The following is a 20,847-nucleotide window of genomic DNA, read 5'->3' on the forward strand; positions in this document are numbered from 1 at the left end:
TTACAGATGTTTGTTTGTCTATTTTTCTCTATATCGTATACGGGACTTTAATAAAAATGGTAGTGCCTTCCCCTTTTGCTGATTTGATATTTAGTTCGCCCTCCAGCATGTCAACCCGCTCACGCATGCCGATCAACCCGAAAGATTTATCTTTTTTCATGGAAGGATCAAAGCCTTTTCCATTGTCTTTAATAACCATTGTCAAAAAATCTGTACAAATTTCTAACTTAACCTGTATTAAAGGAGCCCCTGCATGTTTTACCGCATTTTGCACTGCCTCCTGTACTAACCGAAAAAATGCGATTTCGTACTTTTGATTCAGGCGCTTGTCCTCCCCAATGGAAGAAAAATCAATTCTAACGCCATTGTAATCTTCAATTGTAGAAACATATTTTTTAATTGTTGGTATGAGACCTAAATCATCGAGTGCCATTGGGCGCAGATCATAAATAATTCGTCGTACTTCATACAAGGAAGTTCTAATCATCTTACGCACATCTTTTACCTCATTTAATGCCTCATCCATACTTTTTTCGCGAATAGTCCGATCCACAAGCTCTGATCGAAGTAAAATATTTGCCAACATCTGCGCTGGACCATCATGAATTTCCCGGGAAATTTTTCTGCGTTCTTCCTCTTGTGCTTCAATAATTTTTAGCCCAAATTCTTGTTTTTCCTTTGCTTCTTCAATCATTTCATTTACTTGCCTGAAATCATCCTGCAAGTATGTAAGTATGACCGTGATTTTGGCAGCTAGTCCTTCTGCACGCTCGATTGTCTGGCTTAATGTTATTAATCTTCTTTCAATCTCATCACGCTTTTCACGCAACACTTTTTCCTCTTGTTGCATAATGGCTAGCTTTGTTTGTAGTTCATGGGTTTTCTCATATACCTTGCGAATCTCAGTTTCCGTGTATCGATCAAAATATTTACTCACCTCTGCTAGTCGTCTTCTGGAAAACCTGACCTTCTGTTCAAGTTGATCACCATTGGTAATATGCTGGATTACTTTTTCTTTTGTCTCTTTCAGTTCACGTACAAGATGTTCATGCTCCTTCCGAGACTCTTCGCTAATATTAAATATCTCGTCCTTGCTATTCTCCACCACATCAATCATCTCATTAATGACATAATCCAACGCTTTTTCACTTAATTTTTGTGCCATCGTCTTCCACCAACCTACTATGGTATAATTATACGTGTATAATAGACCTTTTTATAGGGTCTTTTAGCATATTTTCAGGAAATTATATCCTTATTATATACTATATTATGCATTTAAGCAGGGGGAATTTAAAATGTTGGCAAATTATTTTACCGTTAAGCAAGAGGGAAGTGATCAATTAACCATCCAAAAGTCCCGGTTTATTGGCTATGTTAGGCGTGTAGAATCAGAAGAAGCAGCACAGGATTTTATTCAGGAAATAAAGAAAAAGCATCATGACGCCACCCACAATTGTTCAGCATACATTATCGGCGAACATGATCAGATCCAAAAAGCAAATGATGACGGTGAGCCTAGTGGTACCGCTGGAGTACCCATTCTAGAGGTGTTAAAGAAACAGGGGTTAAAGGATACAGCTATTGTCGTTACAAGATACTTTGGTGGAATTAAACTAGGTGCAGGTGGCTTAATTCGTGCATATGGTAGCACAACCTCCCAAGCTATTCAAAATACCGGTATCGTAAAGAGGCAACGCATGCAAGGATTCTCCATAACCGTGGACTATTCACTACTCGGAAAACTTGAAAATGTATTGCGAAATTCGGACCATATCCTTGAATCTATCAACTACATGGAAAACGTAGAGTTCATCGTTTATGTAAAAAATGGCGAAGAGGACGGCTTTCACGAGTGGATAGTAAACCTGACAAGTGATCAGGCAACAATTGTAGAAAAAGGAACCGCCTATGTAGAAATTGATGTTGAATCTACTTCTGAGGGGTGAAATTTGGATCCCACCGATAGGGAATGATTTTGGATCGGTGGGATGTTGTATTTGTGGGGGGATTGTTTAGCCTTTCCGGTTGATTCTTCCGCACCACCGGCCAACTCCCCACAACACAGTCAGCTCACCATAAGCCTTCAAACTCTCCCCAACGCTGCCTCATCCCCAACGATCGTTACATGTTCATGGTTTTGTAAAATGGAAGCTGGAAAGTCTTCAGACACTTCACCATTCAATAACCTGGCGACTGCTTCGGCCTTTCCCTCACCAGAGACCAATAAAATAATGGATTTACTTTCCATTATTGTTTTAATTCCCATTGTAATAGCTTTTGTTGGAACATCATTCATAGAATCGAAAAACCGCGCATTTGCTTCTCGGGTCGACTCATCGAGTTCAACCACATGTGTTCTGCTGGAAAAAGGCGTTCCAGGCTCATTAAAACCGATATGGCCATTTAACCCGAGCCCCAGAATTTGCACATCAACGCTTTGCGCCTTGCGAATTAGATCCTCATAATCACGGCATTCCTTTTGCAAATCACCTGCCATGCCGTTTGGCAAATGAGCATTTTTACTTTTGATATCAATATGCTTAAACAATTTTTGATGCATATAATAATGATAGCTATTTGGATCCGTCTTTTCCAATCCAACATATTCATCTAAATTAAAGGTTGAGACATTTTCAAATGATACTTCAGGTTGCTTATTTTTCTCAATCAGGTTCTGATATAATCCCTCTGGTGTGGATCCGGTTGCCAATCCTAATACAGGATTTTCCAAATGCTGTATCCTGTTAATAAGTAGGGAACAAACCTTCTCGCTCATTTCTTCATAATTTTTCACTTTGATCATTTCCATAACTGACTACTCCTCCTCAAATGTTACTACACCACGACAGATTGTGTATTTTATATTTAAATCATCATCGACTAGTAAAACATCCGCATCTTTATGTAATGCGATACTTCCTTTTTCAGCAAAAATTCCGAGCTGTTTAGCTGGATTGACAGAAGCCATCTCAATAACGTTCTCTATCGAAACGTCCGCTAATCGTAGCATTTGACGAGCTCCCTGCTGCATTTTCAAAATACTTCCGGCTAACGTTCCATCCTCTAGAACCGCACGATCACTGGTGACGGCAACTGGCTGCCCGCCTAGCTCATAATCTCCGGCCTGTAAGCATTTTGCCCGCATCGCATCTGTGATTAAAATCAATCGCTCACTGCCCATATTTTTATAGATCAATTGAAGCATCTCTGGCGATACATGAATGCCATCCGCAATTAATTCCCCGCGCAACTCCTGGAGCTGAAAAGCAGCACCTACAACACCGATATCCCTGTGATGAATTCCGGGCATTGCATTACACAGATGTGTCACCTGACGCACGCCTTGTGCAATAGCTTTTTTCATCCCAGCAAAATTGGTATCCGTATGACCCGCAGATACGTTAACACCTGAATCATATAAATACCGAATAAATGAGCCATCCTCATCGAGATCGGGCGCCATCGTGATCGTTTTAATTTTATTATCGGATAGATTTTGCCATTTTTTGAACTGCTCAATAGATGGTTCCATAATATATTCCAGTGGTTGTGCGCCCTTTTTACTTGCCTCAATAAACGGGCCTTCCAAATGAGCGCCAATCATTTCAGCTTGACCTTGTTTATTTTGATAAGTTGCTATATTCTGCAGTGCACGTTCAATATTCTCTGGAGACTGTGTTATGGTTGTTGCCAGGAAGCTTGTCGTCCCTTCTTTCGGTAAGACGGCTGCCATTGTATCTAACGCTGATTCGGTCGCATCCATCACATCAGCGCCATTAGCTCCATGGATATGTCCATCGATAAAACCGGGAATGACATGTAAATATGTACCATCTATCACTTTCAGGCGATTCGGATAACTTTTCAATTGTTCATTTTCCTGTAGAATCGTGTCTATTTTTCCATCTTTTATTAATATAGACCCGTTAGTAATCGTTTCTTCTTCGGTGAAAATAGTTGCATTTTTAACAAATAAAGAGGTCGGACTGCCCATATTTAGGATTTCCTTTCTAAATCGTAATATACGCTATTTGCCATGGTACAAGTATCTTTTTCACTAAAATTTTATCACGCATTAACGGGTTGTGATACCCCCACTGAATGAAGTTTCACTTTATGTATAACAGCTACAATAAAAAAGCCACATTCCTATAAAAAATGTAGCTTAACACCATTATTTTGCTAATGTTTGTGTCGTGCTATTCGTTTTTCCACTTGCATTATGCGTTAATTCGTTAACGAGCGATTGAACCAATTCTTTAGAGGTCTGAATTTTATCGCTTTCTGTTTCGTTAATCAATCTTCGTAACATGTTTTTATACCTCTCCTGCTCACTCATCGTTTTCCCACCTTTACATATTTCATCAGATAGATAGACTATAACACAAAATAATAGATACGGCTGTTGAAATTTGTCTTATTACATATAATATCACACAAAAGTTGATTATTCGTCACATAATTCGACATGATTGTTACACTTTTGACGGCCATTTTTCTCTATTTTCCCACCACAAGAAAAATAAAACCATTATCATCGCAAGCGGACAAATTCTCTAGAACCGCCAAACCTTTAATAGCATATGCAATAAGGAAGGAAAAAGGAATTACAGGGTTGTCCTGACGATGGCAAAACAAAAAACCGCAGGGCCCATCGCTCTACGGTTACCGTTTATTTCGCCATTTATTAAATGCAAGGTATTCCCTGAATTGTTCTTTCGTCACACCTGAATTCATAGCTTCTTCAACAATATCTATCCACTCATCATCCAGGCTCTCGGTTTTTTCAGAATTATCTTCCAGGATCAGGTCATTTACAGAAACAGCCAATACTGTACTAATCTTCTCGATAAACTGTATCGATGGATTACTTTGAAGATTTCGCTCTATAGAACTTAAATAAGACTTCGCAACACCTGCTCTTTCAGCTAATTCGGAAAGAGACATTTTCTTCTCTTGGCGTAAATTCTTTATTTTTTCACCAATCAAGCCTTCTCACCTTCTTTCACAGGAAATTATAACATAAAACAAGTGAGAAGTTCTATATAAAGCACAGGTTTCCTCATGCATTCTCTTTGCTTCCCGCCTTTCGTAAAAATAGGCGGACTTCATCCGCAGTCATTCCTAAAATCTTAGCTTGCTTGATCAGTTCAACCCACTCTACGTCAATTGCACTTTTTTCAGCCGTATTTTTCATTTACCCATCCCCCATTTTCATTTCCTGAAAAATCCCCCTAGCCTAATTTTAGCCCTGAGACTTTACGCCCTAGTTTTTTTTCGAGAACACTTTTATCACTATGACTATTATACTACAAAAGGTAGCGTTATAGGGGTGTCTTTGTTTGTCAGATAGACACTAGTTTTGTATGTTTTTGTAGTAAAAAATTTAGATTTATGTCGAGTTAAGTATCTTGATTTATCGGGTGCGGAACTTCTTCGTCCACCTACAGTTTCTCCGCTTTCCTCACATTTTTTCTATTGTAGACAATTAAGAAAACCCCAGCTGCCAAAAGCAAGCCACCGATCAATAATAAATTGAACATATTGGTAGCTGTATCAGGAAGTCTTGAACCACCAGCCGAATAACTATCCCCACTGCCAATTGTTCCTTCACTAATCACTTCATCTGTATCACTCTGTTCCCCTTTTGCTGAAAATATAAGTGAAAATTGTGCAGCAAGACCTTGAAACTCATTACCTAAGTGAGCGGGAAATCGTACTGTAAAATGCAATTCTTCTTCACTGGACGGCTCCAAAAATCGTGGGGACAAGGTATTGAATTCTGCAAGTTTCCCATTATATAATTCTCCCTCACCGTCGCTAACTTCAAGGACCAGTTCATTAAATAATTTTTCTGAGCCACTATCATTTCGCAATGTCGTGAAGTACTCAAATCCCATTTCACCATTGTTCTGGATAACAATTGTCCTTGGAGCCCAATCTCCTGGTTTCATATTAGGCACATCGAATAAAACATCCTCAGGCATAATGTTAATCGCAATCTCCTGTTTATCCGCTTCTTCAGCAACCACCGCAGGGCCCGTCAGACTGAAACAGAGTACAACACTCGCTAGCACACCTATTATGGAAAAAATTATTTTCATAAACATCTTCCTCTTTTAAGACATAAATTTGTTGGAGGCGCGTCACTTTGCTTCAGCTGTTTCTTTTTGTTCCTTCTCTAGGGTGCTTAGCGTTCTCCAAATCGTGAAAATGGAATAGCCGAATAGTAAAATCCCAGGTAAAATAAGTAATAGCGCACTTCCTTCAGGAGATTGAGCAAAATTAATCAAATAACCTATATAAGGAATCGTGAATCCGCTATATACACCCACGACATTTTCAGCTAACACCGGGCTAGCGTCTACAGCATTATTATTGTCCCCTTTCGTTGTATAAAGGACCCCACTATTCGAGGTCGCAACCTCCGTTATCCGGTGGGTGACTAATTTATTTTCTTCTTCCATAAACGTGATAACATCACCATTTTGGAAATTTGTGCGCTGATCACCATCAACGGATTGGACCGCGATCACCGATCCTGTTTGAATGCCTGGCTCCATCGAACCGGATAGAACGGTCTTCAGTTGATAGCCAAATACTTCCGGCTCTCCACCTGACAGCTTTGTAAAGACAACCATTAAAGCTACACTGACCAATAAAATCATTAATACAGTGGATACAATCCGATTTACCCATTTCAAAACGCTACGTTTTTTCAATCTTCGACACCTTCCTCTTCAGGGCTTGTGTTATTGCTCGCGGCTTCTTCTTTATCTTCATTTTCTTCTACGTCACTATTTTCTTCATCATTCTTATCTTCTGTATTTTCCTTTTCGTCATTTGCCTGATTTTCTTGCTCCTCTTCGTCAGGAGTTTCATCTACGTCTTTACTCGTTGCATTAACTTCATCAGGTTTCTCTTCCGCTGGTGTTTCCTTTTCATCATCTTTTGTAGTTTCTTTCTCATCTTCTATGTTTTCATCTGTATTTGTCTGTTGCCCTGGAGGACAATTAATCTTAATCGATTTACTCCACGTTTCCTCTTCCGGATGACCATCATGTTGGTACGCAACAAATGCATATCTGCCCGGTTCACTGGCCTTAAAAGTCAGTTCCGTTGTTTCTCCACTTTTTAAAACCTTAATAATTCCTTCACCTTCACCAAGCTCCAGTTTATCTCCATGCTTTTCTGGATTACCATTTTCTATATAATAAACATCATAGGTGAGATCGCTTTGCATATCTCCATCCCCCGTATTTTTTATCTCTGTTTTTAGAGTAACGGGCTCACAACTCTTTATATTTTCGTTTCCATTCTGTATAAATGCTAATGAACTTTCATCCGCAACTTCCCAAACTCCTACAGAAACCATCCCATTCGCATCATTCGTTGTGGTAAAATAGGCAGAAGTATTCGCAGTTAAGTAGGTTGTAGAAAAGACCATTAAATACCAAATGATAATCAATTTACCGATAAGTAAAAGCAATTGAAAATTCGATCTATGTTTTCTTATGCGAGTCCTTCTCAATTACATCTCCACCTTTTTAAAATACTATTTATATGTATTCGTAAATACACTACTAGCGTAATGTACTTATGAATAAATAGAATGGGGAATGGGGTTGGAAGGAGAATGCATCTCCTTCCATTTCACCTTTTTAGTTAGAGTTTGATCTACCTTCCCTTTGCTCAGCCACAAATTCCCAAGTCAACTTCAGCTCATCACCCTGAAAATGATTTTGACTTCCATCATTATCTACAAACTTAAACTGTACGGAGAATTGCTCTGGTTTACTGTCAGCTGGGAATTCATCTAATACCTTCACAGGATTATCTGTTAACTCAGAAAGCAGTACTTCGGAAATTACTGCTCCCTCCTCCTTCGTTCGGTCTAAAAACTCCACGCGAATATGATCACCCAAGTCGTCACCATCATTTGACTTATTGTTATCAACAACATCATAGGATGAGTGTAAAATAACCTCGCTCATACCCACCGTGCCATCATTCGTAAGTTCAAATTTCCCGTCAACCGTATCCCCTGGAATGATATCTTTAATGTCAATGATGGTTTCCTTGTTCAAACCTAAGTCAAGTACTCCTGTTGCAAAGGTTTTTTGTGTAGGCTCTGTATCATTAAAATAGGCATAGGTTCCTCCACCTATTAACCCCAAACCCAGCACAGCAGTTGCAACACACAACATAATTCTGTTTTTAATGTTCATTTTTTCCCTCCCGTAAGTTATGAATCTATTTGATGCTCGTGTTGAAATGAGTGGTTAAGTATTTGTTATTGAATCTTATGTAGGAGGAGAGGTGATCTCTCCTCCATTATTTACTAATTATTTTCTTTCGCCTTCTCCCTGCATTCCTTCAAATGTCCACTCAAGTTCCAACGAATCACCTTGGAAAATGTTTTGATCTTTTTTGTTATCAACGAATTCGAACTGAACATATAGTTTATCTGAAGACCCTGCTTCAAGTTGTCCTCCTCTTTCACCTAACCAAGGAGATAAAATGTTCCCTTCGATTACATCAGGACTCATATCCTTAAGTTCTGATAGGGTCGCACTATAGATCACACCATCCACCTTGTCTTCATTCCACAAGAAGTTAACTTGAATATGATCTCCAAAGTCTACACCAAGATTATCTTCTTCACCTGATACGGTATAATCTGTTGCCAAATTAATTTCAGCAATATCTAATGACCCGCCATTAGTCAGTTCAAAAGAACGTGTCATCCAATCTCCAGGCTTCATATTCTCCACTTCAATAATCGTTGTAGGATTAGCACTTAAATCCAGTGTACCTGCTGCAAAGTCACCTGTTGCTTCTGCTGTATCACTAAAATAAGCAAACGTACCTCCACCGATTAATCCCAATCCTAATACTGCTGTTGCTACACCCATTCCCAGTTTTTTCTTAATACCCATTTTGTTTCCTCCCCATATTTGTTTTTGTTTGATGCACATATCTAAAGTCCCAGAAAACTCTCGCTGCTTTTTCTACTGTTTAATACAAATAATTTCCTGTACTAGTGTATTATTTTCTAGTACAATAAATTCAAGCTTACCGAGATAAACTCAGATACAGCGATTATCCTCCCTTCTTTATGTATAATGACAATGAACCGTTCTTTTTAAGAATGATTATGTTAGTTATAACGAACGATTAATTGAAGTATAGGTCATTTTTCTTAGATAGGAAAACCTCAAAATAACCCATTTATTCTATATAAAGAACAACAGTCTCACATTTACTCCTATATACTTCCATTTCCTTAGAATTGCATTTTTTTAAAATATTTTGTTTCTTATAAAGAATATCGAAGTCTGCCACATCAATGGATTCCATTTTTTTAAAAATAAATGCAAATAAGCCTTTCAAATTATCTAAAAGTTTTATATACTATAAATAGAAAAATGATGAGGAGTTTGGCCTATGAAGAAGTTTTCTATCCTGTTGATTGCTGTTGGCATAGTGTTCCTTGGCTTTGGAGGGTATGAATTGCTGCAGTCGCAACAAGCGCAGAATGACAGTCTTGTGGAGGCTAAAACACTGTTAGATGAGAGCAAAACAATTGAAAACAATAAAACGAATAACAATACGGCTCCTGACGACTTCAAACCATCTCCAGGTGAAACGGCGGGAATCTTGCATATTCCTAAACTCGAGTCTGATCTTCCTATTGTAGAAGGAACGCATGAGGATGAACTGGCAAAAGGTGTAGGACATTACAGTGGGACTGCTTACCCTCAGCAGGACGATCAAATTGTGCTTTCAGGCCATCGTGATACTGTATTTCGTCGTATGGGTGAACTCGAACTTGGGGATATTTTAACGGTTCAATTACCTTATGGAGATTTTTCCTATGAAATCGTAGAGACACAAATTGTGGATGCAGATGATCGTTCCATTATTGTTCCAACAGGGGAAGAAGTTCTAACACTTACCACATGTTATCCTTTTTCATATGTTGGAAATGCACCTGATCGCTACATTATTACCGCGGTACCGATTGCAGAAAATAACTAAAATCGATAGACGAAACACGTTTATTTCGATATAATTATCCATGCTTAGATCATTTTTTAAAAATTGCTTTAATCACATGAAATAGGAAGCACAGAGGAGAATATGAGTGAGTTCAAGACTAAATAAAAGACAAAATAAAAAAAGACGCAAATGGCCATATTGGGTCGGGGGGATTATTCTTGCTTTCCTTTTAGCTGTCGGTGGTTTCGCTTTCTATGTATACGATCAGGTTGGTGACACTGTTGCGACAATGCATGATCCATTAGAACGAGACAACAATCCCGAGCGTCAGGAAGAGATAAATAGACTCTTTAATGATAGTGATTCTCTTAATATTCTATTACTCGGGGTGGATGAACGCGAAGGTGACAGTGGGCGCTCTGATACCATGATTTTGATGTCGTTAAATCCAAGAACAAATTCCATGGACATGTTAAGTATTCCTCGGGATACGTATGTTAATATTCCCGGTCGTGGAATGGACAAGATTAACCATGCTTATGCATTCGGTGGCGTAGAATTAGCTGTTCAATCGGTGGAGGAAGCTTTCGATTTACCTGTGCATTTTTATGCGAGTGTGAATATGGAGGGATTTGAACAAGGAATCGATGCGCTTGGTGGTGTAACTGTTACAAACAATCTAGCATTCTCACAAGGAGGAACTAATTTTCCTGAAGGGGAAATTCGTCTGAATGGAGCCGAGGCATTAGATTATATCCGTATGCGAAAAGAGGACCCCCGTGGTGATATGGGGCGTAATGAACGCCAAAGAAATGTTGTGACAGCTGCAATAGATGAAGCAGCAAGTTTCTCAAGTATCACAAAAGTAGGCGAGATTCTTGGTATTCTTGGTGGCAATGTAAAGACGGATCTTGATATGGATCAAATGCAGACATTATTTAGCGATTACCGTGGCGTGCGTAATGATATACAGACACTAGAACTAGATGGAAGTGGGCAAACGATTAATGGCATTTGGTATTATGTCGTACCTGATTCGGAATTCAATCGAATATCAAATGAGATTAGAGAGCATATGGAAGCAAGCTAAAGAAAAAGGAGAAAAAGCCACCTGGATAACCTCATCAGCGTGGCTTTTCCTTGGATAAATTATAGAATCAAGAGGGGGTTCAATTTTGAAAAAAGTAATAGCGTTTATAGCGGGCATTCTGGTTGTATTACTTGCTGCTTGTTCTGGCGACGAGCCAACACCGAATGAACGTTTTGCTACATACGTTGAGCAATGGAACAATCAAGAATTTGAAAGTATGTATGAAATGATTTCATCCGATTCAACTGAAGCCTATCCAACAAGTGAGTATGTTGACAGGTATAATAAAATTTATCAGGATATTGGTGTATCCGAGTTAAATGTAACCTATGAAGAATTGAATGAAGAAGAACTGGACACCGCAATGGAAGAAGGCACAGCAAGCCTCCCTTTTTCTGTGGAAATGGAAACAATTGCAGGAGCCATAAACTTTGATTATGAAGCAACGTTAATACTAGAAAGTATCGGCGAAGAGGAGGAAGAAAATTGGTTTGTACAATGGGACCCTGGATTTATTTTCCCGGAAATGAAAGATGGCGGTGAAATTAGCATACAAACGGAGGCACCTACACGAGGCGAGATTCTTGACCGCAATCAGATACCTTTAGCCATGAATGATATCGTTTATGAAGTTGGTATTGTTCCCGAAGAATTAGGAGAAAATCCAGAGCAAGCAAAAGAAGATATCGCTGAATTACTCCATATGACTGTCGATGGAATTGACTCCGTTTTAGGCGCTGACTGGGTCGAGCCAAATTTATTCGTCCCATTAAAAGAAGTTCCCCAAACAAATGAAGAAGTTTTAAACGAGCTATGGGAGATCCCTGGAGTTGCAGGGAGCGAAGTAACCGGACGTGTTTATCCAGCAGGTGAAGCAGCGGGTCATCTCGTCGGTAATATCAGGCAAGTCACGGCTGATGACCTAAAAGAACAGGAATCTGGTGAATATGACCAAAATGATATGATTGGGGCACGTGGGCTCGAATTATTATATGAAGATCGTCTTAAAGGGGATAAAGGGATTAAAATAATTGTGTCAAACCAAGATATGGAAGATGTGGTGTTGGCTGAGCAACCTGTTGAAGATGGTGAAAATATTACACTAACGATTGATGTAAATGTTCAAGAGGAAATTTACGAATCCTTTGATGGCGAAGCTGGGACATCAGCAGCGATTGACCCGAAATCCGGAGAGACATTAGCACTTGTAAGCAGTCCATCGTTTGATCCGAATGACCTGCTATATGATAATTCGCAGGAGCTGTGGGATGATCTGCAAAACGATGAACAATCGCCGTTGACAAATCGATTCCAAGCGACATATGCTCCTGGGTCTGTCATAAAACCTGTAACAGCAGCGATTGGTTTAGGAAGTGGAAGCCTTGACCCTAATGAGGGTATTGAAATTAATGGACTCACCTGGAACAACGGTGAAGGTTGGGGCGATTATGAAGTAAGGCGTGTATCGGAATCCGATGGCCCAGTAGATTTAAATGATGCATTAGTCCGCTCAGATAATATTTATTTTGCGATGCAGGCAATTGAAATGGGTAGCGAAACGCTTATTAACGGATTCGAGCAATTTGGATTTGCAGAAGATTTTCCATTTGAATACCCGATTGAAACATCTACTATATCGGCAGACGGAACAATTAACGATGAAGTTCTTTTAGCGAATACAAGCTATGGACAAGGTGAAATTGAGATGAGTGCACTTCATTTAGCAACAACGTATACACCATTATTAAATGAAGGAAATATGATTAAACCTACACTTCTAACATCAGAAGATACGGGGCAAATTTGGCGGGAAGGATTGGTCTCTCCTGAAGATGCTAACTTAATCAGTGAGGCTTTACGAGATGTCGTGACAGATGGCACTGCCCAAGAAGCGCAGGAAGCAGATTTTCCGATTTCAGGGAAAACCGGAACCGCTGAACTAAAACTTACGGCTGATGATGAAGATGGAGAAACAAACAGCTGGTTTGTTGGATATCCAACCGAAGAACAGGATATCCTGATATCCATGATGATGGAACAGACACAAGATATGGAAAGCGGGTATAACGTTGAAGTAGCGACCGATATCTTGATGGAGTTGGAATAATTTTAATAGAAAAAATCTACTCTAGTTGGAGTAGATTTTTTCTATTTCTATTCTACTTTTTATACTGCATATACACCGTTTGCGTGATGAGGAAATCTTCCACACCATGTTTTCCATCTGTACCACCTAATCCTGATTTACGTATGCCGGCATGATAACCCTGTACAGCTTCAAAATTCTCGCGGTTCACGTACGTCTCACCGAATTTTAGTTCATTAACAACTCGCATCGCCTCATGAAGATCATCTGTGTAAACAGATGATGATAATCCATATTCGGTGTCATTTCCATATTCAATTGCTTCATTTAGCGTTTTAAATGTCATAACAGGTATAACCGGGCCGAAAATCTCTTCCTGAATTATTTTGCTATCCTGTTTTACATTCTTAATAATAGTAGGCTCCAGGAAATAACCTTTATCCATGGATGGTCGATTTCCGCCAGTTACGATTTCTCCTCCTGCACTCACTGCTTCCCTAACCATGTTTTCGACTTCTTCCAGGCGGTCCTGGCTGATAAGCGGTCCCATGTCAGCAGATTCGCTTTCCCGGGGATCGGCTATGGACGTATTTTCGAAAGCTTCTTTTAGTTTTTCAATAAATGTATCAGCGATCGATTCCTGAACATAGATACGTTCAGCATTTGTGCAGGCTTGTCCATTGTTCGCCAGCCTTGATGTTTTAATGCTTTCTACAGCCAAATCAATATCTGCGTTTTCGGTTACAATAGCCGGTGCTTTTCCGCCTAACTCCAGATTTACTTTTGTAATACTCTGAGCGGCAGCTTCCATCACTTTTGTACCTGCATCAATACTGCCGGTCATGGAAATCATATCGACATTTGGATGAGATGCAAGTGCATTCCCTAATTTCCCGCCGGTTCCAGTTATGAAATTATAAACACCAGCTGGCACTTCATCCATTTCATCGAGCAATTTTGTAAATTTTGCTGCTGTGTTTGGCGTTTTTTGACTTGGTTTTAATACAATTGAGCAACCGGTTACCAGTGCTGTAGCTACTTTACGTGCAAGAATGAATACTGGGAAATTCCATGGAACTATCCCGCCTACAACACCAATCGGTTTTTTGAACATGAAAATATTCTCGTTTGGACGATCACTTGGAACAATCTCACCTTCCATTCGACGTGCCCATTCCGACATATACTCGAAATAATCAATCGCTAAATCGACCTCACCACTAGCAAGATCATAGTCTTTTCCCTGCTCTTCTTGAAGAAGGTCAATAAATTCCTTTCGATTAGCTTCTATCTTTTCACCGAGTTTACGTACGATTTTGCCCCGTTCAATGGCAGGCTTCTGCTCCCAGCTGATTTGTGCTTGTTTAGCAGCATCGACTGCTTTATGAACATCTTCCGCTGTGCCGTCTTTAATTTTAGCAATCACTTCTTCGGTAGAGGGGTTAATAATATCTATTGTGTCATTAGATGTAGAATCTATGAATTTTCCATTAATATAGATTTGATGTGTTTGCATGTTAAACCTCCTTGGTACGTTTGTCTAATAATTCTATTCCACTTTCTAGTGGCTTTTAAACAAACAAAGAAACATGCGCAGATCAGAGTAATTTCAATAATGTATAAAAGGCGTCTTCATCTCGTTCATCTAACGCTTTATCGATCAAGCGTATTTTGTTTAAGCGTTCTAATTCGTCAATAATAATTTCGTTTTCTACATTTATTTGTTCTGTTGTCCCTATATAGAACGGGGCAGCAATGGAATCTAATAAAATAACAAAGTCAGGCATTAATATGAGCTCGCTCATCGCTATATAAATGATATTCTCGCCTTTTTGAAAAGCAAATTCCGCTTCCAAATTCTCTATCATTTTCGTTCTCCGGTTAACGATAATTTCTCTTGCTTTCATTGGAACAAACTGATATTCTTCCTTATTTATGTACACCGTGAAATATGGAGGTGATACAATTACATATAATTTAGCTGAATCGGCTTTAATATGATAGGGTTTAAACTCCTTAACAGTGACCACCATTTTTTGAGCCTCCATCTTTTAAAATATCATTCTTTATAGAGAACACACAATTATAATATGATAACTAGATGTCGTTTGTCAATACTTTTTGCGTTATTAAGAACGTGTTATGCGTAAAGAAGCATCCCCAGTCTGGAAATGCTCCCCTTTTCTTATAAATATCTTACTAGCGTGTTGAACGCTTCTTCATCCCGCTCATCTAAGGCTTTATCGATTAATCGTTTCACATTTTCATTTTCTAATTCACGAATCATGATTGCGCTTTCATTTATTCGGTCAGTTGTATTTTCACTTATATAATAAGGCTCGGCGATGGAATGCAGTTGATTTACGAAATCAGGAAGTAAAATTAATTCAGAAATGGTCATATATACGACTTCTTTTCCTTTTTGAAAAGCAAATTTTGCTTCAACGTTTTCAACTTTTCTTGTCCTACGATTAATACGTATTTCCTTCGCCTCAACTGGGATAAATTGGTATACCTTTTGATTAATCAACACGGAAAAATATTGATATGCCAGAATAACACGTACATAATCGACTTCAGCTTTAATATAATATGGCTTTAGCATGTTAACAGTTACCACCAGTCCCACCCCCATTTTTAAAATGTATATAAATTTTCAGTTAATTAATTTTACACTATATTTTTGTAAAATACAAGTGATAGTTGAATTTAAATATTAAAGGCAACCTCACCAAAAAAATTGGACGGTTGCCTTTTCATCTATTGTATTATTTTCCCTGTTACAAAATTTATGATGTCTTGTAGCTCATTTTCTGTAAACGTATATTGTTGTTCATGTAATTCTAGATATTCACCGGCATTGTTTAAATCCTGGATCCCTTTTTTCATGTAAAATTTATAGGGGTTATTGAGTTTGTTAATTTCATTTTCAAATTTTTCATCTGTGCCAGCCGTAACTGCTTCTTCATACAAATCAACGATTGATTCCCCTTCCCGCGCCGGGAAAAATTCATGTGGATCTGTACTATCAAAAATACAGAAATCAAGCGCACGTACAAGTACCATATCGATACTGTTTGGATCAAAGCTGCAGTGATACATTTCTATATCAAAGCCGTGCTCCTCACAAGCTTTTGCAATTTTTTTCATGAACGTGGACTTGCCTGTTCCTGCTCTACCTTTGATAAAATACACATTAGATAAATTTTCTATTAAATGTGGAACTACATTTACCACCCCATCCTGCGTGTTGGTGCCGAATAGGCGGTGGTATGTGTGTGTACTTTCGTTACTTTTAGGGGCATCTTTCAAGAGATTTGTAATAAAACTTTTAGCAAGCTGATCAGCCTTATCGAAATCCATTTCACCAATGTAAATTTCCTCAAGATCATCATGGATCTTCAGACCTGTGGAGAAATTATCGTATGCAGCTTGCGTATGGCTTTGGTACTGATTATTTATCCCCAACAAATCATCTGGTAAAAGTTCATCATTTAAAAACAAATTCAGGTCAATGTCAATGGCTCCTGGGATTTCAGATAAGGAAAGTTGGTCGACTATAATTGCAAGCGACAATTCACGAATGATGACCCCATCTAAAAATTTGTTGCCTAACGTACTGTGTAGAATTTCAAGATCAAAATCTGCTTCATATTTTTTGATTAATTGAGTTATGACAGTTGTTTTTAATGTATTTGAAGGGTGTTTCAAAACAATAATCTGTTTCATACTTTCAATATTCGAATCCAAATGATTAATAAAACCTTCCGCCGTGTTACCAGTTACATAGTAATACTGATTGGACAAGGAGACACTTCCCTTTTAAGATTATTATCTTTTATTTTATGTATACTCTTAATTGTAGGTGCATTATTCTATGTTAACATAACTTTTTAGAAAACTTGGTTGTCACTTAGCCTTTAGATGACAACCAAAATCCACACTTATGCGGTTAAGAATGTTTTTATACTTAACCGCCAAACCAAAAAGCCGTCAAATCCCATAACTTGATTTGACGGCTTTCTATTAGCTCCCTGCTAACACAGCTCTTTCCTTCTCCGTAAAAACCCGTGACCTTGTCAGGAACCTTTTTCCTTCAGGCCCCTCCAGCGAAAACATTCCGCCACGTCCATCCACAGCGTCGATGATTAGCTGCGTGTGTTTCCAGTATTCAAATTGATCTTTTGCCATGAAAAAGGGTGTTTCTGCGATTTCGCCAAGCAGAATGTCCGAATCACCTGTACGAAACTCGTCTCGGGGATAGCACATTGGTGAACTTCCATCACAGCAGCCTCCTGACTGATGAAACATCAACGGTCCGTGTACATCTTTTAATGTATCGATCAAGGCATGCGCCTCATCCGTCACGGTTACGCGTTCAACCATTTTCATCATCCTTTCTGTAATACTGTATGCGAAAAAGGAGTCGGATTTTACTACCTATCCAACTCCTCTCTCTGTTAGCAAATAAATTCATGCTTTAAAATAACCCAGCATTCTCTTCACTATAGCTGATGAGTAAATTTTTCGTTTGCTGATAGTGACCAAGCATCATCAGATGATTTTCACGGCCGATACCGGATTTTTTATATCCACCAAATGCCGCGTGTGCTGGATACTGGTGATAACAATTTGTCCACACACGACCTGCTTGAATTCCACGTCCAAAGCGATATGCTGTATTAATATTACGTGTCCATACACCCGCACCTAAGCCGTAAAGCGTGTCATTTGCGATTTCCATGGCTTCTTCTTTATCTTTAAATGTCGTAACAGAAAGCACGGGGCCAAAGATTTCCTCTTGGAAAATACGCATTTTATTATCGCCTTCGAAAATAGTTGGCTCAACGTAATAACCGCCACCGAGTTCCCCATCAAGCTCGTTAACATTTCCACCAACAAGTACTTTAGCACCTTCTTGTTTTCCAATATCCAGATAGGAAATGATTTTTTCCATTTGTTCCTGAGAAGCCTGAGCACCCATCATGGTATCGGAATCAAGCGGATGACCTATTTTTATTTGGTTAACACGCTCAATGACGCGCTCCATAAATTTATCGTAAATCGATTCATGTACAATTGCACGGGATGGACATGTACAGACCTCCCCTTGATTCAAGGCAAACATAACAAACCCTTCAACCGCTTTGTCTAAAAATCCATCATCTGCATCCATTACATCTTCAAAGAAAATATTTGGAGATTTCCCACCAAGCTCTAGCGTAACCGGGATGATATTTTCCGAAGCATACTGCATAATCAAGCGTCCTGTTGTTGTTTCCCCTGTGAACGCTACCTTCGAAATTCTACTGTTTGAAGCAAGTGGTTTTCCAGCCTCTACGCCAAATCCATTCACAATATTGACTACACCAGGTGGCAAGAGATCCTTAATAAGATCTATCAGCACATGAATTGATGCTGGCGTTTGTTCCGCTAGTGATAGGCAACTGTATCATCATCAATCTGACTCAGTCCACCTTCTTGTGCACGAACCGCCCCGGCGAAATAACGGTAATGATCTGCTGCGAGCGGGATATCTGCAGCCAGGCCTTCCCGTACCGCTTTCCCATTGTCCCATGTTTCGGCAACTGCAAGCATTTCCAAATTTCCCTCAATTCGATCCGCTATTTTATTAAGGATGTTCGCCCGCTCGGCAACTGCCGTTTTCCCCCAAGCATCCTTAGCAGCATCTGCCGCATCAACAGCCGCTTCCACATCTTCCTTCGTCGATCTGGCCATTTCACAAAATACCTCACCAGTTACAGGGCTTACATTTTCAAAATACTTTCCATTCGCTGGCGGCCGGTACTTGCCGCCTATAAAATTATCATACTTTGCTTTGAAGGTTACGAGCGAACCTTCCGTATTTGGATTTTTATACCTCATGTAATTCCTCCCTGTTATCATGCAATCGCTTACAATATTGATGAAAAACTTAGATGAGATTCTACTATCAATTATACCAGTATCTTCAGAATAATTTCAACTATTAGATACTATCTTTAATTAAAAACTCTCATCACAATAGATCACCCTTGCCGAGGCAAGGAGGCTGAAGCCGTGCCCTAAGGTGCGCAACAGTCCGGAGCGGAAATCAACAGGCACTACTCCATCTTTTATATCAACTACGAAGGTTTAAAACAACAATCATTACAAAAAGAACCTAAATAAAAAACGCTGGCATTCATCCAACGTCTTTTGAAGTATTCGTTTTCCCGGAAGTATTTTAAAATGATCGCTCCCGAGTTCTATCTATGGATATGATTTCAAATAAAAAAAGCTAACCTCAACATTCAAGGTTCCAGCAACTACGCTTTATTTTACTTCCGGAAGTACACGTACTTCTTGTTCCATGGAAGCTTGACAAAGTGGACACGTCGGCTCTTCTTCAAAACTGTACGACTCCCTCATCCAGCCTTGACATTCATCACTACTGCAGGCCCACACATTCGTTTCCACTTCTGGAATAGGCTCTTTTGGTCCACGAGAAAATGACATAATTGCATCCCCTTTCTTGGTACACTTCCTATTATACTCCTTTCTTTTCAACAAAGAAAGGCTTCTCAGCAAATCGTTACTGCTATAACAAGGATTACCTATTACAAGGTCTTATATACCTCCTTCAATGTTGCGGGATTAAATCACTTTTTTAACAACCTCCTCAAATACATGCAGCGCTTTTGGATGAAACTCCTGATGATTTTTTATAATCGAAAAGTTTCGCTGCATTGGCGTTTCCTCAACCTTAAGCCTTTGAATCAAATCCAACTGCAATTCCTTTTTCAGCGTCAATTCTGACAGCAAGCTAATCCCAAGCCCGGAAGCCACTCCCTCCTTGATAACTTGCGTGCTCCCAAATGTCAGCACACGCTCCGGTTGAATCATATGATCCTCAAAAAAATCCTCAAGCATTTTACGTGTTCCTGATCCTTCTTCACGAATAATCCATGTATGTCTCTCTAAATCCGCGCTTGCAATCGTGTCTTTCTCCGTCAAAGAATGATTTTTACCGGCAATAACAAACATTTCATCAATGGCAAAATGCTCCACAGCAAGCTGCCGATGGGAAAAGTCACCTTCAATCAAGCCAATATCAATCTCATGGTTCAGCAGTTTCTGGCCAATATCTTCTGTGTTACCAATCGTAACTGCTGGTAAAATCCGCGGATAGACACGTTGCAGGTGCGCCAAAATCTGTGGAAGCAAATATTCCCCTATTGTATAACTGGCGCCAATTCTCAATTCTCCTCCCGGCTCATTTTTTAAATCGGAAACAAGCACCTTCATCTGCTCATAATTTCTCAAAATTCCCTTCGCATACTGATAAACAATTTCTCCAGCTTTATTCTGTTGAACAAATTTATTATTCCGTTCCAACAACCGAACACCAAACTCCTTCTCAAGCGAAGCAATATACTGACTCACCGCAGGCTGGGACATATGCAGTCCTTCAGCAGCTCTGGAAAAGTTTCCACGTTCCACTACTTCTACAAATACGATTAAATGTTGATCCAAATTTTGCTGCCTCCCTTTTATGAACGTGCAATACCCTATATTATATCACAAACTATAAGTAAAACTTATTGTATGCATTATATTTATTTATTTTCCTTATCATAAAACGGCCTTTATAATAAATAATAGACATAGAAAGAGAGGCGCATCA

At 39.2% G+C, this 20,847-nt stretch carries 22 protein-coding genes and 1 pseudogene; 4 read left to right on the forward strand and 19 right to left on the reverse strand.

The features are described 5' to 3' along the window. Positions 1-28 precede the first annotated feature (28 nt). Positions 29-1,165, reverse strand: a complete 1,137-nt coding sequence (locus tag KFZ58_RS13165) for a sensor histidine kinase (RefSeq protein ID WP_235791761.1) — start codon at positions 1,163-1,165, stop codon at positions 29-31. 133 nt (positions 1,166-1,298) lie between these two features. On the opposite strand from KFZ58_RS13165, the gene KFZ58_RS13170 reads away from it, so the two are divergent. Beyond that, positions 1,299-1,949, forward strand: a complete 651-nt coding sequence (locus KFZ58_RS13170; RefSeq protein ID WP_235791762.1) for a YigZ family protein — start codon at positions 1,299-1,301, stop codon at positions 1,947-1,949. 137 nt (positions 1,950-2,086) lie between these two features. Here KFZ58_RS13170 and nagB read toward each other — a convergent pair whose 3' ends face one another. The 10 genes from nagB to KFZ58_RS13220 form a co-directional block, all read right to left on the reverse strand. Continuing rightward, on the reverse strand, positions 2,087-2,812 hold the full coding sequence (gene nagB / locus KFZ58_RS13175) for a glucosamine-6-phosphate deaminase (protein WP_235791763.1): 726 nt from the start codon (positions 2,810-2,812) through the stop codon (positions 2,087-2,089). 6 nt (positions 2,813-2,818) lie between these two features. Then, positions 2,819-3,997: an N-acetylglucosamine-6-phosphate deacetylase gene (gene nagA / locus KFZ58_RS13180; RefSeq protein WP_235791764.1), complete on the reverse strand. Its 1,179-nt coding sequence runs from the start codon at positions 3,995-3,997 to the stop codon at positions 2,819-2,821. Between the two features lie 180 nt (positions 3,998-4,177). After that, complete coding sequence (locus KFZ58_RS13185) at positions 4,178-4,342, reverse strand: hypothetical protein (protein WP_235791765.1); 165 nt, start codon at positions 4,340-4,342, stop codon at positions 4,178-4,180. Between the two features lie 326 nt (positions 4,343-4,668). Next, positions 4,669-4,992, reverse strand: a complete 324-nt coding sequence (locus tag KFZ58_RS13190) for a helix-turn-helix domain-containing protein (protein WP_235791766.1) — start codon at positions 4,990-4,992, stop codon at positions 4,669-4,671. A gap of 73 nt (positions 4,993-5,065) precedes the next feature. Continuing rightward, positions 5,066-5,200, reverse strand: coding sequence for an anti-repressor SinI family protein (locus tag KFZ58_RS13195; RefSeq protein ID WP_235791767.1), 135 nt, complete (start codon positions 5,198-5,200; stop codon positions 5,066-5,068). 247 nt (positions 5,201-5,447) lie between these two features. Next, positions 5,448-6,107, reverse strand: coding sequence for an LPxTATN C-terminal sorting signal domain (locus tag KFZ58_RS13200; protein WP_235791768.1), 660 nt, complete (start codon positions 6,105-6,107; stop codon positions 5,448-5,450). A gap of 42 nt (positions 6,108-6,149) precedes the next feature. Continuing rightward, positions 6,150-6,725 carry a signal peptidase I SipW gene (gene sipW / locus KFZ58_RS13205; protein WP_235791769.1) on the reverse strand — a complete coding sequence of 192 codons (576 nt, stop codon included), beginning with the start codon at positions 6,723-6,725 and terminating at the stop codon, positions 6,150-6,152. After that, positions 6,722-7,534, reverse strand: coding sequence for an amyloid fiber anchoring/assembly protein TapA (tapA, locus tag KFZ58_RS13210; protein WP_235791770.1), 813 nt, complete (start codon positions 7,532-7,534; stop codon positions 6,722-6,724). Before tapA ends, sipW begins: the two co-directional genes overlap by 4 nt. Positions 7,535-7,664: 130 nt before the next feature. Continuing rightward, complete coding sequence (locus KFZ58_RS13215) at positions 7,665-8,231, reverse strand: TasA family protein (RefSeq protein ID WP_235791771.1); 567 nt, start codon at positions 8,229-8,231, stop codon at positions 7,665-7,667. Between the two features lie 117 nt (positions 8,232-8,348). Beyond that, the gene (locus KFZ58_RS13220; RefSeq protein ID WP_235791772.1) at positions 8,349-8,942 is read right to left on the reverse strand and encodes a TasA family protein; all 594 of its coding nucleotides are present in this window, start codon (positions 8,940-8,942) and stop codon (positions 8,349-8,351) included. A 508-nt stretch (positions 8,943-9,450) separates the two neighbouring features. Here KFZ58_RS13220 and srtD point away from each other — a divergent pair. The 3 genes from srtD (at position 9,451) to KFZ58_RS13235 (ending at position 13,202) form a co-directional block, all read left to right on the forward strand. Continuing rightward, positions 9,451-10,044, forward strand: a complete 594-nt coding sequence (gene srtD, locus KFZ58_RS13225; RefSeq protein WP_235791773.1) for a class D sortase, LPxTATN-specific — start codon at positions 9,451-9,453, stop codon at positions 10,042-10,044. Positions 10,045-10,150: 106 nt separating this feature from the next. Then, entirely contained in the window at positions 10,151-11,095 is a 945-nt protein-coding gene (locus KFZ58_RS13230; RefSeq protein ID WP_235791774.1) for an LCP family glycopolymer transferase, read from the forward strand. Between the two features lie 85 nt (positions 11,096-11,180). After that, entirely contained in the window at positions 11,181-13,202 is a 2,022-nt protein-coding gene (locus KFZ58_RS13235) for a penicillin-binding transpeptidase domain-containing protein (protein WP_235791775.1), read from the forward strand. Positions 13,203-13,254: 52 nt separating this feature from the next. On the opposite strand, the gene aldA is transcribed toward KFZ58_RS13235, so the two are convergent. The 8 genes and pseudogenes from aldA to KFZ58_RS13275 all read right to left on the reverse strand — a co-directional run bounded on the left by aldA (position 13,255) and on the right by KFZ58_RS13275 (position 20,696). Further along, positions 13,255-14,697 (reverse strand): aldehyde dehydrogenase, encoded by a 1,443-nt coding sequence (aldA, locus tag KFZ58_RS13240; protein ID WP_235791776.1) that lies wholly within the window; start codon positions 14,695-14,697, stop codon positions 13,255-13,257. 82 nt (positions 14,698-14,779) lie between these two features. Further along, positions 14,780-15,214: an IDEAL domain-containing protein gene (locus KFZ58_RS13245; protein ID WP_235791777.1), complete on the reverse strand. Its 435-nt coding sequence runs from the start codon at positions 15,212-15,214 to the stop codon at positions 14,780-14,782. Between the two features lie 152 nt (positions 15,215-15,366). Further along, positions 15,367-15,801, reverse strand: coding sequence for an IDEAL domain-containing protein (locus tag KFZ58_RS13250; protein ID WP_235791778.1), 435 nt, complete (start codon positions 15,799-15,801; stop codon positions 15,367-15,369). A 140-nt stretch (positions 15,802-15,941) separates the two neighbouring features. Next, positions 15,942-16,988: a hypothetical protein gene (locus KFZ58_RS13255; RefSeq protein ID WP_235791779.1), complete on the reverse strand. Its 1,047-nt coding sequence runs from the start codon at positions 16,986-16,988 to the stop codon at positions 15,942-15,944. A 219-nt stretch (positions 16,989-17,207) separates the two neighbouring features. Beyond that, positions 17,208-17,567, reverse strand: a complete 360-nt coding sequence (locus tag KFZ58_RS13260; RefSeq protein ID WP_235791780.1) for a DUF779 domain-containing protein — start codon at positions 17,565-17,567, stop codon at positions 17,208-17,210. 94 nt (positions 17,568-17,661) lie between these two features. Then, a pseudogene (locus KFZ58_RS13265) lies at positions 17,662-19,067 on the reverse strand (aldehyde dehydrogenase family protein). A gap of 429 nt (positions 19,068-19,496) precedes the next feature. Beyond that, positions 19,497-19,679 (reverse strand): cold-shock protein, encoded by a 183-nt coding sequence (locus tag KFZ58_RS13270; RefSeq protein WP_235791781.1) that lies wholly within the window; start codon positions 19,677-19,679, stop codon positions 19,497-19,499. 138 nt (positions 19,680-19,817) lie between these two features. Continuing rightward, positions 19,818-20,696, reverse strand: coding sequence for a LysR family transcriptional regulator (locus tag KFZ58_RS13275; protein ID WP_235791782.1), 879 nt, complete (start codon positions 20,694-20,696; stop codon positions 19,818-19,820). Positions 20,697-20,847 lie beyond the last annotated feature (151 nt).

This window comes from Virgibacillus sp. NKC19-16, assembly GCF_021560035.1.
Lineage (GTDB): Bacteria > Bacillota > Bacilli > Bacillales > Amphibacillaceae > Virgibacillus_L > Virgibacillus_L salidurans.